This window comes from Kitasatospora sp. NPDC059722, assembly GCF_042733235.1.
Classification (GTDB): Bacteria; Actinomycetota; Actinomycetes; order Streptomycetales; family Streptomycetaceae; genus Kitasatospora.
In genome coordinates, this window is the sequence record NZ_JBHWGD010000011.1 from 84,347 (window position 1) to 98,454 (window position 14,108).

The window sequence follows — 14,108 nt, forward strand, 5'->3', positions numbered from 1 at the left end:
GGATCAGCACCCCGGACCACCCGTTCGCCGCAGCTCGGGCGCCGGTCTCCGAGAGCGGAACGCGTCCACGGAGGGTCTCAGTCCTGGAAGGTCCATTCGTTCAGCACGTCCAGGTTGCGGAACACCGGCGGTCCGTCGCACAGCGTCGCGAGACGGGCGGCGAACTCCGTCGTCTCCGGGCGGTCGGAGTTCTCCATCGCCTGTTCGTACGAGGGGAACTCGACGATGTTCAGGTAGACGTTCCCCTGGTCGCGGTCACGGGTCTGCAGGGACCGGGTCGCTATGCGGTTGCCCGCGTTCTTCTCGACCCAGCTGTCGAGCAGGGCGTTGAACTCGTCGATGCGGGTCGTCTTGTACTCGATGATCTGGATGAAGCTCACGTCAGGGCTCCTCGTCTCAGCGGCAGGGAGGGTGGCTGTCCGCCACGTCCAGCGTCGCCCTGGCACCCGGGCCCTGCAAGGCAGGCGGCTTCGAGGGGGCGCCGCACGCCCGCGTCGGCGGGCAGGACAGGATGGGCGCATGACCGAGACGCACACGTGGAGCTACGACGGGACCGAGCTGGCCTGGCTGCAGGCTGCCCTGGAGCGGCCCGGGCAGCGCGCGGGACACGTCGTGGGCGAGCTCGTGCCGGGCGGGTTCGGCGCGTACCTGCGGGTGTTCCACCGGTTCGACGCCTCGGACGGGTCGGGCCGCACCCGGTCCTGGCGGGAGCGGGCCGAGGCGGCGGGCCGGCCGTTCCACGCCGAGATGAGCCACGGACCGCTGCTGCAGGACGCCGACGGCCCCGACGCCGACGTCCGGTGGCTGGCGGATTCGGGGCAGCCCGACGTCGGGACCCGCCGGGCGCTGGCGCGCTGCCTCGGCCGGGTGACGGGTGAGCAGCCCGTCCTCTTCGCCTACGACCTGGCGGCCCTGCTGTGGGGCGCGCCGGAGCCGCTGGTGAGGTGTTCGGCGCTGGCCGGGCTGGACTCCTCGCGGCCCTTCGTGGCGGCCGAGGTCGGGCTCGATGCGGAGTACGAGGAGATCACCGGGCCCGAGTTCTGGTGGCCGGAGGACCGGAGCTGGGTCGTCACCAGCGACTACGACCTGCTGTCCACGTACGTCGGGTGTTCGGCCGAGGCAGCCGCGCTGATCCTCGCGGACGACGGGATCGAGGCGCTGCCCGTCACCCCGGGTACCCGGGTCGACTTCGCCGCCGACGATGCGAACAGCCGCTGAACCACGGGGCAGGTGCTCTACTGCGGGCTGCGCTACTGCGGGCGGATGATGACCACCGGGCAGGCGGCGTGCTGCGCGCAGCGCGTGCTCACCGAGCCGAGCAGGGCCCGGGTGAAGCCGCTGTGGCCGTGGCTGCCGACGACCAGCAGTTCGGCGCCGCGTGCCGCGTCCAGGAGCACGTCGGAGGGGTCGCCCATCACCATCGTCCGCCGGATCTGCACCGGCACGTCCACGCCGAGCACCTCGTCCAGCTCGTCGTGGAACCGCCGCTCGGCGAGGTCCCGGTCGAAGGACGTGTCGACCACGGGCGCGGACCAGCCGAAGTGGCTCGGCGGCTCCCACGCGCCCACCGCGTCGACGACCCCGCCGATCAGCTCGGCGTGCCGGACCGCCCAGCGCAGCGCGGCGCGCGACGGCTGCGAGCCGTCGACGCCGACCACGACGCGGGGAACGGAGTCGTTCGCGTTCATCTGTACCGTCCTGTCGGTCGTTGCCCGGTTCGTCGCTGCCCGGTCCGTCGTTGCCCCACGCACCACGGTGCGTGCCGCCGCACGCCGCCGCCAGTACGGCCCGGCACCCGGGTGACGACGGTGCGGCGGCCCGGCGGGTGATCGAATCCGGATACGGGAGGGGGCCGAAGACTGCCGGGTTCTGGCAGTGTGCGGCGACCGCGCCCTTGACACGATCTTGACGGCGCCCGCACACGAACGGTGGTGGGCGGTGACGGGGGACGGAAGGAACGGAACGGTGGGGGTTGTCGTCGTGGACGACGGGCGCCCGGTCGGCGCGGCGGTCGGTGAGCGGCGTTGTACGATGCGCGTCGTCGACCGCGCTGTGGGGGAATCGGGGGGCGCATGGACGGCGAAACGCCGTTGACGGGACGTCGGCGGAGCGACCGGGCCCAGGGGGACACCAGGCTGACGGGCGTCCTGCTGGTCGTCGTCGGCCTGCTGACGGCCGCGGCGGCGCTGCGGTCCGACGGCGGGCTGCTCGGCACGGCCACGGCCGGGCCGGTGCGCACCATCGGTTTCGTGGTCCTGCTCGGGATCGGCTGGGCGGTGCTGATCGGCCGGTTCGCGGTGCGCTTCCGGGAGGAGGTCCGGACCCTCATCGGGCCGACGCCGCGGACCGAGCGCCTGCGGGAGGCGGCGATGGTGTTGCTGCCGCTGGCCGCCCTCGGGGTGCCGGCGCTGATGCTGGTCCTCAACAGCCGCACGGGCGGCGACCACGGCTTCACGCCGCCGCTGCCGCCGCAACTGCTGCCGACCTCCACTGCGACACCGCCGCCTCCGTCGAAGGAGACGGACGACGGCGCGCTCATGCTCCTGCCCGGGCTTCTGTTCGCGGTGCTGGGGGTGGCGATGGCCGTCGTGCTCGTGGCCGTGGTCGTCCTGCTGCTGCGTCAGCGCGGGCGCCTGCGCCGCCGGAAGGCCCCGGTGCTGCTGCCCGCCGCGCCGCCGCCGTCCCCGGAGGACGTCCTCGCCGAGGCAGTGGTGTCCGCCCGCACGGCGCTGACCGGGGACGATGCGCGCGCGGCCGTGATCGCCTGCTTCGTCGCCATGGAAGGCTCGCTCGCCGCCGCCGGCGTGTCCCGGCGCGACTCCGACAGCCCGACGGAACTGGTGGAACGTGCGCTGTCCCACCAGAGCATCGACCCCGGCCAGGCACACGCGCTCACCGCGCTGTACCGGGAGGCCAGGTACTCGACGCACCCGATGGACGACGGTCACGTGCGCCGGGCCCGGACGGCCCTGGACACCATCGGCGCGGCGCTCGCAGCCGCACTCACCGAGGGCACACCCGCGCGGCCGGAGCCGCCGGAGCCGCCGGAGCCGACGGAGCCGACGGAGCCGACGCCCGCCGGCGCGGCAGGCCCGGCAGGCCCGACAGGATGGACAGGACACGGCCGATGAGAATCCCGCAGACGCGGACACCCGGAGACCCGGCCGACGGGTTCGCCGCGCCCGGCTCCGTCCGGCACAGCCTGATCGAGCTGACCGTGACCGCCGTCCTCGCCGAACCGCTCCTCGCCCTGGTCGGCGGCCTGCCCGGGGCCGGGGCCGGCGCCGTCCTGCTGACCGTCACCGCCCTCGTCACCGCCCGGTACGTGGCCGGCGCGGGCGCCCTGGAGACGATCCTGCGCCGCCGGCCCCGGCTGATGGAGGCGCACGAGCCCGGCCTCGGCGACTGGCGCTGGACCGTCGGCCAGGCCACCGACCCCCAGGGCGACTGCAGGCCGCTGCGCACCCGCCTCCAACGGCTCTACGCCGTACGGCTGTCGGAGGCCCACGGCCTGCGGCTGCCGGCCGATCGCGACCGGGCCGCCGAACTGGTCGGCCCCCGGCTCTGGCCCTGGGTCGATCCCGAGGCGCCGGCCCCGGCCGCGACCGTCCCGGCCCCGGTCCTGCGCGCCCTCGTCGACCGGCTGGAGTCCCTGTGACGGTCCAGCCGTCCCCCTGAGGCACGTTGACGGCGCCGCACCCCGCGCCGGATCCTTCGCATCCCACCATCCACGAACAGTCTTGCAGGAGAGCCATGTCCGTCCTACCTCAGGCCCCCGCCGCACTCGACGGCGCGCACACCCCGGCCGAACCGGCGGTGGCGATACCGGTGCTGACCCCGAAGGAGGCCGGCGACCGCGCCCTCGCGGTGCTCGCGGAGATCGAACGGGCCGTCGTCGGCAAGCCGGAGGCGCTGCGCCTGGTCATGCTCGGCGCCCTGGCCGGCGGCCACGTCCTGATCGAGGACCTGCCCGGACTCGGCAAGACCCTGCTGGCGCGCTCGTTCGCGACCACCCTCGGCCTGGACTTCCGCCGGATCCAGTTCACCCCCGACCTGCTGCCCTCGGACGTCACCGGCGCCCCCTTCTACGACCGGAACACCGGCGAGATGGTGTTCCGCCCCGGCCCGCTGTTCACCCAGCTCCTGCTCGCCGACGAGATCAACCGCACCCCGCCGAAGACCCAGGCCGCGCTGCTGGAGGCGATGGCCGAGGGCCAGGTGTCCGTCGACGGCGAGACCCGCCGCCTGCCGCACCCGTTCCTGGTGATCGCCACCGCCAACCCGATCGAGTACGAGGGCACGTACGCGCTCCCCGAGGCGCAGCTCGACCGCTTCCTGCTCCGCGTGCGGATGGGCTACCTCCCCACCGTCACGGAGGCTGCGATGCTGCGCGCCCGGCTCGACCGCGCGGCAGCGGAGGCGATGCTGGACACCGTGAGCAGCCCGTCGGAACTGCTGGCCATGCGCGCGGCGGTGGAGCGGGTCGAGGTCGACGACGACCTGGTCGACTACGTCATCGCGCTGGTCGACGCGACCCGCAACGACCAGCAGATCCAGGTCGGCGCCTCGCCCCGCGGCGGCCTCGCGCTGATCCAGCTGGCCCGGGCACGGGCGATGCTGGAGGGCCGCGACTACCTGACCCCGGAGGACGTCAAGGCGCTCGCCGTCCCCGCGCTCGCCCACCGCATCACCCTCGCACCGGAGTTGTGGGTGCGCCAGATCGAGGCCGACGACGTCGTGCGGCGACTGGTCGACGCCGTCCCGGCGCCGCAGACCCTGCCCCGCGCGGCCACTTCGTGAACCGCGCACCGCATCCGGGGGAATCCGCCACCCGGTCCACCGCCGGGGCCGGGCTGGTGGTCGGCGCCCGGCTCGTCGACGGCCTGCCGAGCAGCCCGCCCCCGCCGCACTGGCGCGCCGGTGAGCAGACGCTGCGCCTGCTCACCGTGGCCACCGCCGCGGCCGTCGCCGCGCTGCTCACCGGCCACGCGTGGCTGCTCGCCCTGGCGGCCGGGCCCGCCGTCCTGCTCGCCCTCGCCGCCCCGGGGCGCACCCGGCCGACCGCGCTGTCCGCGGACAGCACCGCCGAGCCGCGCCGCTGCTTCGAGGGCGAGCCCGTCACCGTGCACGTCACCGTCCGGCACGACGGACGGACCGGCCGGCTCGACCCCACCCTGGCGCTCGGCCCCGGCGTCACGCTGGACGCCCTCAGCGTCACCGCGACCGGCGTGGACCTGGTCGTCCACGCCGACAGCTGGGGCCGCTGGCAGCTCGGCGTCATCGACGTCGACGTCCACGACGCGGGCGGCCTGACCCGGCGCACCGTGCGCACCGACCTCGGCACGGTGGACGTGTTCCCGGTGCCCAGCGCGGCCCGCCTCACCCCGATCCCGGTCCGGCTGCCGGAGCGGATCGGCGAGCACACCACCGCGCACGAGGGCACCGGCACCGAGGTGATCGGCGTGCGCCCGCACGTGCCGGGCGAGCGGCAGCGGCGCATCCACTGGCCGTCGACGACCCGCCGCGACGCCGTCCAGATCAACCAGTTCACCGCCGAGCGCGCCGCCGACGCGGTCGTCCTGCTGGACACCCTGGCCGACTTCCGCGACGCCACCACCGGACTGCGCAGCCTCGACGAGACGCTGCGCGCCGCCACCGGACTGACCCGCTCCTACCTGCGCCGGCACGACCGGATCGGCCTCGTCGCGGTCGGCGGGACGCTGCGCTGGCTCAACGCGGGCAGCGGGGACCGGCAGTTCTACCGCATGGTGGAGAGCGTGCTGGAGGTCCGTCAGGACCGCCCCCAGCGCGGCGCCGCCGTACCCCGCATCCCGCTGCCGGTCCTGCCCGGCCACGCCCTCGTGTACGCGTTCACTCCGCTCGCCGACCAGCGGATCCTCGACGTGCTCGGCCAGGTGCGCGAACGCGGCAACCCGCTGGTCGTGGTCGAGGTCCCGGCCGGCGAACCGGCCGCGCGCCCGGACGACGAGACCGACGCCCTCGCCCTGCGCCTGTGGCACGCCGAACGCGAGGCGATGCGCTCGACGCTGCGCGGGCGCGGCATCCCGGTGGCCCGCCACACGCCGGGCGAGACGCTCGACCTGGCACTCGCGCCGCTGCTGCGTCGCACGATCACGGGAGCGGCCTGATGACCCCGACGACCTCCATGACTCCGACGACCCCGACGGCCTCGACGACTCCGGCACCGCCTGTGAGTGCGACGGAAGCGGCACCCCCGCCCGGCGCCGTCCGGTGGGCCCCGCGGCTCGAACGGGCCGTCCTGCGGGGCACCGGCGCCGCCCTGGCCCTCGCCGCGGTCGGCCTCCCCGGCAGCGGCGGCGCGACCGACCGGTTCGGGCCCGCGGCGGCCGTCGTCGCCACCGGCCTCGCGCTCTGGGCCGCGCCGCCGCAGGACGATCCGCCGAGCCGGCCGGCGACCTGGCCCGCGCGCCTCGCCGCGTCCCGCACGACCCTCCTCGCCGTCGGTGCGGTGGTGCTCGCCGCTCTGTGCGAGCCGCGGGTGTGGCAGGCGCTCACGGTGACCGTCCTCCTCGCGGCCTACCTGCTGCTCCTCGACGCGTTCGGCCCGCAGCGCCGGACCGTCCGCCCGGCCGCGGCCTGTGCCGCCGTCGCGGCGTCGCTGCTGGTGCTGCCGGTCGCCTTCGCGCCGACCGGGGCGGGGGAGTGGGCGCGCCCGATCGCGCTGCTGGGCGTGGCGGCCGCGGCCTGGGGCGTGGGCCTCGGGCTGCGCCCGTCCGCGTCGTCCGAAACCGCCGCGTCCGAGACCGCCGAGGACGGGACCGCCGCGTCCGGGAAGCCCGAGGACGCGACCTCCGAGCCAGCCGCCCGGGGGTGAGCCCGGTGCTTGCCGACGCCCGCCGGTGCCACGGCACCAGGGTCAGTGCTCGGCCAGTTCGAGGGCCCGCTCGGCGAGCCACAGGTCGTGGACGGACGTGGGGGAGCGGACCAGCGAGCGCTGCAGCAACTCCTCGGCCCTGGCCAGGCGTTTGCGGACGGCCGAGGGCGAGACGGACAGCGCCTCGGCCGTCGGCACGAGGCGGGCGTCCAGGTGCAGCCAGGTGGCGAGCGTCTGCGCCACGGCCGTCGGGGCGTCGGGTCCGTGGAGCGGCCGGAGCTGCTGCTCGGCCCAGGCCTCGACGCGGGGCAGGGCGAGGAGGTCGTCGAGGGCGGGTGCCGGTCGGTCGTCGCCCGGGGCGTCGTCGGCGCCGTGGGGAGCGGCCGGGGCCGCGTGCAGGGCGAGCGCCAGGGCGGACCGGTTGGCGAGCCGGGCCAGGTCCAGCTGGAGCAGCTCCTGGACGGACGCCAGGCGGGCGGCCAGGGTGTTGCGGTGGATCCTCAGGTGGGCCGCCGCGCCGGAGGAGAACCGTAGCCAGGAGGAGGCGGTGGCCAACAGCTCGGCGCCGTCCGGGTCCTGGAGGCGCCTGGGGCGGTGGAGCCGGAGGGGCGACAGGAAGGTGTCCGCCCACACCGCCGCGGCCGTCCCGATGGTGAGCGGGAGGTCCTGGTCGGAGGCGAAGGTCGCGACCCGGTCGGGGCGGTGGCGCGCGGCGGCCAGCGCGTGGAACGCCTGCGCGTAGCCCGTGACGGTCTCCCGCAGGGGCACGGCGTTGCTGACCCCGATCCGGCAGGGGTGCGCCGCCGCGGGCCGGGCGGTGGCCCAGGCCGGGAGGGAGGGCGCCGCGGGTGCGAGGACGATCATGTGGTCGCTGTAGACGGGGCACGGCACGGCCCACGCGCCGCCGCCCGACGCGGCGAGCCGGTGCGCCACCTCGTCGCGCGCGCCGCGCCGACCCTCGACGACGTACACCTGCACCACTTCGGGCAGCGCGGGTTGCAGAGCGCCGGAGATCTGGCGCGCCGTGGCGGTCTGACCGTTCATCAGCAGCTGGAGGACCGCCTCCCGGACCCGGTCGTCGGCCGCGCGCAGCCGGCGCTGACGGCGGCGGACGTCCTCCGCCTGCCACGCGAGGCCGAGCACGGACGCGGCGTCCGCGACGAGGGCCGGCAGCCCGGGCGGGGCCGGGCGCGGCGCCACCACGGCGAGGAGGGGCGTCTCCCCGGTGTCGTCGAGGGTCAGCACGAGGCCGGTGAGGGCGCCCTCGTCGACGGCGACGGACCGCAGCCTCCGGCCGGCGATCTCGCGCGCCCCGCGCAGGCAGAGCCCGTGCGCGGCGCTCCCCGGCGGCGGCGCGGCCGGACTGGCCGGGGTGCCCGACCGGTTCAGCAGGAAGGCGACCGTCCCGGTGCGGTGGGCCAGCCGGCGGAGCACCTGCGCCGTCCCGCCCTTGCGGGCGGCGCGGTACAGCGCGAGGATGTCGTCCGCCCGTTCGGCCTGTCGAGCCCCGGTCAAAACCCGAGTGTTGTCGACCTTCATGCCATTCCCCCCGGAACGTTCGGTACGTCACTCCGCAGAATACACGCGGTGGTAATTCGGAGGACGGCGGGAACACTGTGCACTTCGGCACCGTACGAAGCCTTCAACTGTGCAGAAAGGCACTGTTGCCCCCTTGCCCGCGGCCGTAGATTCCATACCGAGGCCGGGCGAGGCGAGGAGCCGAAGACCGGTCGCACAGGGAGGCTCGATTCCCCTTGGCCGGAATGTCACGGCGTGAGCGGCGGGCGGACAATGACGCCCGATTGGTTTTCCCGTTTCCGTCCAAAGGGTGCCTGCGTTGGCCGACCGCGCCTTCATTCGAGAAAGGACGAGAGATGATCACAACGACGTACACGCCGCACACCGCCGCCACCACCGCATCGCCAGACGAGCACGACACCTCCGGCTCCGACACCGGGTGGAACTAGCGGCCACCGGCATTCCGTGGCCGGACAGGGACGACAGACCGTACCCGCTGCCGTTCCACCCGCTGGAGATGGGCGAGGACGCGTTGCGCGCGCTCTGCGGGTTCGTCCTGGAGGGGCTGCCGGCGCCCGACGACGTGGATGCCGACGCCGTCGGGCTGCACGGTTTCCTCGTGCGGGATCCGGGTGCTCCGGATCCCGCGGTGGTGGAGGCCGAGCTGCGGGCCAGGGTCGCGGCCATGGGGCCGCGGCGTACCTATGTGGTGGGGTCGGATGGCAGCTGGGTCAGGCAGGGGGCTTCGTAGTTCCCCGTTTCGCCTGGTGGAGGTGATGGGTCAGGTCGCCGAGGAGGGTGATGCGGACGCGTCGTTCGGTGAAGTGCCACTGGCCTGCGGTGTGTTCGAAGCGGTCGTGGTAGCGGCCGGCGGCGATGGTCTGGAGGGGGAGGCCCGGGGCGGCTTGGAGGACGGTGACGTAGGAGCGGGCCGTGGCGGTCCGGCCGTCGAGGTTGATGGCGGTGTTCGTGGTGACGTGCTGGGTGCGCGGTGTGCCGTCGGGGTAGAGGATCACCGTGTCACGGAACCGCCGCTCGATCGCCGCGCGCCCGCTCACCGGTTCGCCGCTGCCGGTGAAGGTGGCGTGGGCGAGGAGGTCGCCGAGTCCGGCGAAGTCGCCGTCGTCGACGAGCTCGGCGTAGCGGGCGATCAGGTTCTCGATGGCCCGGTGGGCGAGGGCCGGGTCGGTGAGTGCGGTCATGGGCTCCCCCTCGTACGGCGGACGATCTTCGCTGCACAGGCTAGTCGGGCGTCCGCGCGGGTTTCCGGTCGGCGGGCAGCCGGGCCGGCCGCGCCGCGGGGGGGGGGGGCCCCCGCCGCGGGGGGGGGCCCCCCCCCCCCCGCCCCGGTCAGTCCCGCTGCCGACGGACGGCCTGCAGCTCCCGGGTGACGGCCCAGGCGTCGGCCACCGGTCCGAGGTGGCCGAGCTTGTCGGGGTTGATCACCACCCGGACGGCCTGGACCTGCCCGTCGAGCACGTCGAGCGTCATCGCGTGGAGCACCCGGCCGTCCCGGTCGCGGACGACCGCGCCGGGCTGCCCGTTGACCTCCTGCGGCGCGCACGTCGCGTCGATCCGCCGCAGCAGCGGGAAGAACGCGGCCAGCACCCGGGCCACGTTGTCCGCCCCGACGACGGCGTTGGCCAGCTGCGGCGCCTTGCCGCCGCCGTCCCCGACCAGTTGGACGTCGGCGGCGAGCAGGGCGCTCAGCGCGCCCACGTCGCCGTCCGTCAGCGCGTCGAAGAACCGCGTCGCGAGCTCCTGCCGCTCCTGGCGGTCCGCCGCGAACCGGGGGCGCCCCTCCGCCATGTGCCGCCGTGCCCGCACCACCAGCTGCCGGCAGGCCGCCTCCGAGCGCCCCACCGCCGCCGCGATGTCGTCGAACCCGAAGGCGAACACCTCCCGCAGCACGAACACCGCCCGCTCCAGCGGACTGAGGCGCTCCAGGAGCAGCAGCGCCGCCATCGACACGGAGTCCGCCAACTCGGCCGCCCGCGCCGGGTCCTGGTACGGATCGCTGAGCAGCGGTTCGGGGAACCACGGCCCGACGTACGCCTCGCGCCGCACCCGCGCGGACCGCAGGACGTCGATGGAGATCCGGGTGACGGCGGCCGACAGGTAGGCCTTGGCGGAGACGGGCTGCGCCGCGGCGGCGTCGAAGCGCAGCCACGTCTCCTGCACGGCGTCCTCGGCCTCGCTCACGCTGCCGAGGATCCGGTAGGCGATCGAGAACAGCAGCGGCCGCAGCTCCTCGAAGTCGTCGACCCTGCTCATGTCGGTCTCCCCTCGTCCGTTGCCTCGTTCGTCGCCTGGTCCGTCCCGTCAGTGGAACTGTCCGGCCTCGTAGCTCCCAGCCGGCTGCTGCGTGATGACGTTGAGCCGGTTGACCATGTTCATGAACGAGACGAGGAGCACCAGCGCGGCGATCTGGTCCCCGTCGTAGTGCTCGGCGGCGCGGGCCCACACGTCGTCGGCCACTCCGCCGGCCGCGTCCGCGACCCGGGTGCCCGCCTCGGCGAGGGCCAGGGCGGCGCGCTCGGCCTCGGTGTAGACGGTGGCCTCGCGCCACACCGCCACCAGGTTGAGCCGTACCGCGCTCTCGCCGGCCGCGGCGGCGTCCTTGGTGTGCATGTCGACGCAGACCGCGCAGCCGTTGATCTGGCTGATCCGCAGGGCGACGAGCTCCTGGGTGGCGGGCGGCAGCGACGACTCCTTGATGCTCCTGCCCGCCGCCATGATGTGCTTGAAGCTCTTGCCGACGGTCGCGTTGGCGAAGTAGTCGAGTCGGGCGTCCATGGGGTGCTCCTCCGTGATCGTGGGTGATCGTGCGTGGCTACCCCCTGAGACGGGACAGCCCGCCGTGTTGTGACACGGCGGACTGCGAGGCGGACTGTGACCCGCGTCTCAGACTCGGCCCCGGCCCGGGATCACGGCCGCCGTGCGAGGAAGACGAGCTCCCTGCCCGGCCGGTCGGGCGCGTCACGGACCTCCTGCAGCTCGAAGCCGAGCTCGGCCAGGTCCCGTTCGACCTCGTGCCGCTCGTGGAAGCGCAGCGTGGAGTCCGAGGTCAGCACCTGTCCGTCCGAGGCGAACGCGTACGTCCACCGGAACGTCACCAACGGCCCGTCCACGCCCAGGAGTTCCACCCACGTCTCGACGGCGCCGACGCCCGGGACCTCGGTCGTGCCGAACGAGGACGCGCGGTTCCACTCCTCCCAGGCGCGGCGGGCCGGGTCGCGGGTCTCGAAGACCAGGTGCCCGCCGGGCCGCAGCGCCTTGAACGCGCCCCGCAGGGTCTGCCGCCAGGCCTCCGGGTCGGCGATGGCCTGGGCGACGTTCGCCGTCATCGTCACGAGGTCGACCCGCAGGGGCGGCAATGCCGTCGCGTCGCCGTGGATCCAGCGCACCCGCTCGGCGCCCGGCTTCGCCCGCGCCACGTCGAGGGACGCCCCGGCGGGCTCGACACCGACGACCTCGACCCCCTGGTCGGCGAGCAGGAGGGGGAACACCCCCGTCCCGCAGCCGATGTCGAGGACCCGGCGGGCCCCGAACTCCTCCGCGATCCGGACGTAGGCGTCGAGATCGGTGCGGTCGGGGTCGAGCGGGTCGTAGATCGCGGCCAGCCGGGGATGGGCGAAGGATGCATCCGTCATGCTGCACGTCCTTTCAGGCCGGGATGGCGGCCGTGGCACCGGCCCCGGCCGGCTGCACCGGCCGTTCGGTCGGCAGGTCACGGTGCTTGCGCACCGGCGAGAACCAGAGGATCAGCGCCGACAGCGGCACGCCGGCGGTCAGCAGCCACATGGTGGGCCGCACGCCGAGCCAGGTGCCGAGCAGGCCGCCGAGCAGCGCGCCCACCGGGATCGTGCCGTAGTTGAGCATCGCGGCGCTCGCGGAGAGCCGTCCGAGAAGCTCCGGGGGGCAGTACTGCTGCTGGAAGGTCGACTTGATGATGTTTCCGGCGACGACACCGGCCGAGGCTCCGAACCCGCCGAGGACGAACAGCGCCAGGCCGGCGCCGGGCGTGGTGAGCGGGACGAGGAGGGTGAGGGCCGGCAGCACCAGCTCGAAGAAGAGCATCGCCCGCGCCGTGCCCATCCGGGCGGCGACCCGGCGGGCCACCGCGGCGCCCACGATGCCTCCGGTCGACGCGGCCGCGACCAACGCGCCGACCGCGCCTTCGGGCAGTCCCACGTCCCGGACCAGGAAGACCACCTGGATCGACTGGTAGCCCGTCAGCGTCAGGTTCGCGGCGGCTCCGAACAGCGTGAACGTGCGGAACCAGACGTCCCCGGACACCAGACGCAGCCCCTCGCCGATCTCCTGGCGCAGCGGGCGCCTCTCCCGTGCCGCCTTGACGGGTTCGCGGTGCCGGATCCGTCCGGTGCACACCAGCGAGAGCACGAAGGTGACGCTGTTGGCGAGCACGCCGTTGACGGGCCCGGTGAGCTGGGCGATCAGCCCGCCCGCGCCGAGGCCGGTGATGCTCGCGGCGGAGGCGCTGCCGTGCAGCTTGGCGTTGCCCTCGGCCTGGTCGGCGGGGGAGAGGAGCTTGGGGAGGTAGGCGGTGTACGCGGTCTGGAAGAACACCGTGGCCACGCCGGTGGCGAGCGCCACGGCGATGAGCTGGGCCATCGTCAGGATCCCGGCGCGGGCGGCCAGCGGGACGGTCGCGAAGAGGACCAGCGAGACGGCGGAGGCGACCAGCATGATCGGGCGGCTGCGCATCCGGTCGACCCACGCTCCGACGGGCAGGCCGATCAGCAGCCAGGGCAGCCAGCCGGCCGCGCTCAGGACGCCGACCTCCAGCGTGGAGGCGTGCAGGGTGGTGACCGCGATGAGCGGCATCGCCAGGCCGGTGACGGCGGAGCCGAACTTGTTGGCGGTCTCGCCGGTCCATAACAGCCGGAAGTCCTGGTGGCGGCGCAGCAGCCCGGTGGTGGGGCGTTCGGTCGTGACGGCGGCGTCGCTCATGACGGGTCGGACTCCTTGCGGGGCAGGGACTGGATCTGGAGGATCACCGGACGGGCCGCGGGGTCGGGCTCGGCGTCCGGGTCGGGGGTGTGACGGTCGATCACGGCCATCAGGTCGGCGTTGAGGGCGCGCAGCTGGGCGGGCGTGAGGCGCAGGTTCGACCAGCCGGAGACGGTGCCGACGCCGCGCCACTCCTCCGGCAGCTCGGCGGCCATGGCGTCCGCCACGCGCCGGAACTGTTCGCGGAGCATCTCGCCCAGGTAGACGTCGAGGGCGCCCTTGGTGGCGGGGTCGCGGTCGAAGTCGGTGGTGTTGAGGACGTTGCGGCTGCGCACGGCCCGCCACCAGCGCTCGCGCCGGGTGCCACGGTCCGTCTCCTCCTCGATGAAGCCGTGTTCGGCGAGGTGGCGCAGGTGCCAGCTGACGGTGCCGGTGTTCTCGCCGAGCCGCTCGGCGAGGCGGGCGGAGGTGGCGGGCCCGTTGGTGCGCAGCTCGTCGAGGAGGCGCATCCGCAGGGGGTGGGCGAGGCCGCGCAGGCTCGTGGCGTCGATCCGGCGGCGGGGCTGGTCGGTCATGGTGATCACTCTAGGGTGCAGAGAACTCTCTGCATAGGTCCATCTGCAGAGAATTCTCTGCAACATTCCCGTCCGATCGGAGAGTTAGAAGCTCTCACTCTTCTTCTTGACTCTCACTTCCGTCGGGGGTTATAACTTCTAACGAAGGCAACAAGCTCTAGGAAAGGGGGCGGTCAGCATGGAGA

The 14,108-nt window shown here is 74.3% G+C and carries 16 protein-coding genes; 7 read left to right on the top strand and 9 right to left on the bottom strand.

Annotated features, from left to right (window positions below; all coding sequences use genetic code 11):
* Positions 1-77: 77 nt before the first annotated feature.
* A complete protein-coding gene (locus tag ACFV4F_RS09650; protein ID WP_380501324.1) occupies positions 78-380 on the bottom strand; it encodes a hypothetical protein in 303 nt (100 codons plus the stop codon).
* A 139-nt stretch (positions 381-519) separates the two neighbouring features.
* Here ACFV4F_RS09650 and ACFV4F_RS09655 point away from each other — a divergent pair, with 139 nt between their 5' ends.
* Positions 520-1,218, top strand: a complete 699-nt coding sequence (locus ACFV4F_RS09655) for a hypothetical protein (protein ID WP_380501326.1) — start codon at positions 520-522, stop codon at positions 1,216-1,218.
* A gap of 32 nt (positions 1,219-1,250) precedes the next feature.
* Here the strand turns inward: ACFV4F_RS09655 and ACFV4F_RS09660 are convergent, their stop codons facing one another.
* On the bottom strand, positions 1,251-1,688 hold the full coding sequence (locus ACFV4F_RS09660) for a universal stress protein (protein ID WP_380445723.1): 438 nt from the start codon (positions 1,686-1,688) through the stop codon (positions 1,251-1,253).
* 384 nt (positions 1,689-2,072) lie between these two features.
* Here ACFV4F_RS09660 and ACFV4F_RS09665 point away from each other — a divergent pair, with 384 nt between their 5' ends.
* From ACFV4F_RS09665 to ACFV4F_RS09685, 5 genes are all read left to right on the top strand, one after another.
* Entirely contained in the window at positions 2,073-3,131 is a 1,059-nt protein-coding gene (locus tag ACFV4F_RS09665; protein WP_380501328.1) for a DUF4129 domain-containing protein, read from the top strand.
* Complete coding sequence (locus tag ACFV4F_RS09670) at positions 3,128-3,658, top strand: hypothetical protein (protein WP_380501330.1); 531 nt, start codon at positions 3,128-3,130, stop codon at positions 3,656-3,658. The genes ACFV4F_RS09665 and ACFV4F_RS09670 overlap by 4 nt, the downstream gene beginning before the upstream one ends.
* Before the next feature lie 95 nt (positions 3,659-3,753).
* On the top strand, positions 3,754-4,800 hold the full coding sequence (locus ACFV4F_RS09675) for an AAA family ATPase (protein ID WP_380445719.1): 1,047 nt from the start codon (positions 3,754-3,756) through the stop codon (positions 4,798-4,800).
* The gene (locus ACFV4F_RS09680; RefSeq protein ID WP_380501332.1) at positions 4,797-6,149 is read left to right on the top strand and encodes a DUF58 domain-containing protein; all 1,353 of its coding nucleotides are present in this window, start codon (positions 4,797-4,799) and stop codon (positions 6,147-6,149) included. The genes ACFV4F_RS09675 and ACFV4F_RS09680 overlap by 4 nt, the downstream gene beginning before the upstream one ends.
* Before the next feature lie 62 nt (positions 6,150-6,211).
* Complete coding sequence (locus tag ACFV4F_RS09685) at positions 6,212-6,856, top strand: hypothetical protein (RefSeq protein WP_380501334.1); 645 nt, start codon at positions 6,212-6,214, stop codon at positions 6,854-6,856.
* 42 nt (positions 6,857-6,898) lie between these two features.
* Here ACFV4F_RS09685 and ACFV4F_RS09690 read toward each other — a convergent pair whose 3' ends face one another.
* On the bottom strand, positions 6,899-8,371 hold the full coding sequence (locus ACFV4F_RS09690; RefSeq protein ID WP_380501336.1) for a helix-turn-helix domain-containing protein: 1,473 nt from the start codon (positions 8,369-8,371) through the stop codon (positions 6,899-6,901).
* Positions 8,372-8,813: 442 nt separating this feature from the next.
* On the opposite strand from ACFV4F_RS09690, the gene ACFV4F_RS09695 reads away from it, so the two are divergent.
* Positions 8,814-9,125 (top strand): DUF6928 family protein, encoded by a 312-nt coding sequence (locus tag ACFV4F_RS09695; RefSeq protein WP_380501338.1) that lies wholly within the window; start codon positions 8,814-8,816, stop codon positions 9,123-9,125.
* Here the strand turns inward: ACFV4F_RS09695 and ACFV4F_RS09700 are convergent.
* From ACFV4F_RS09700 to ACFV4F_RS09725, 6 genes are all read right to left on the bottom strand, one after another.
* Positions 9,106-9,576, bottom strand: a complete 471-nt coding sequence (locus ACFV4F_RS09700; RefSeq protein ID WP_380501340.1) for a nuclear transport factor 2 family protein — start codon at positions 9,574-9,576, stop codon at positions 9,106-9,108. The genes ACFV4F_RS09695 and ACFV4F_RS09700 overlap by 20 nt on opposite strands.
* A gap of 148 nt (positions 9,577-9,724) precedes the next feature.
* On the bottom strand, positions 9,725-10,648 hold the full coding sequence (locus ACFV4F_RS09705; protein ID WP_380447360.1) for an RNA polymerase sigma-70 factor: 924 nt from the start codon (positions 10,646-10,648) through the stop codon (positions 9,725-9,727).
* 48 nt (positions 10,649-10,696) lie between these two features.
* Positions 10,697-11,170, bottom strand: a complete 474-nt coding sequence (locus tag ACFV4F_RS09710) for a carboxymuconolactone decarboxylase family protein (protein WP_380491915.1) — start codon at positions 11,168-11,170, stop codon at positions 10,697-10,699.
* 131 nt (positions 11,171-11,301) lie between these two features.
* Positions 11,302-12,027 (bottom strand): class I SAM-dependent methyltransferase, encoded by a 726-nt coding sequence (locus ACFV4F_RS09715; RefSeq protein ID WP_380501342.1) that lies wholly within the window; start codon positions 12,025-12,027, stop codon positions 11,302-11,304.
* A 13-nt stretch (positions 12,028-12,040) separates the two neighbouring features.
* The gene (locus tag ACFV4F_RS09720; RefSeq protein ID WP_380447354.1) at positions 12,041-13,348 is read right to left on the bottom strand and encodes an MFS transporter; all 1,308 of its coding nucleotides are present in this window, start codon (positions 13,346-13,348) and stop codon (positions 12,041-12,043) included.
* Positions 13,345-13,923, bottom strand: a complete 579-nt coding sequence (locus tag ACFV4F_RS09725; protein WP_380447352.1) for a helix-turn-helix domain-containing protein — start codon at positions 13,921-13,923, stop codon at positions 13,345-13,347. The genes ACFV4F_RS09720 and ACFV4F_RS09725 overlap by 4 nt, the downstream gene beginning before the upstream one ends.
* Between the last annotated feature and the right edge of the window lie 185 nt (positions 13,924-14,108).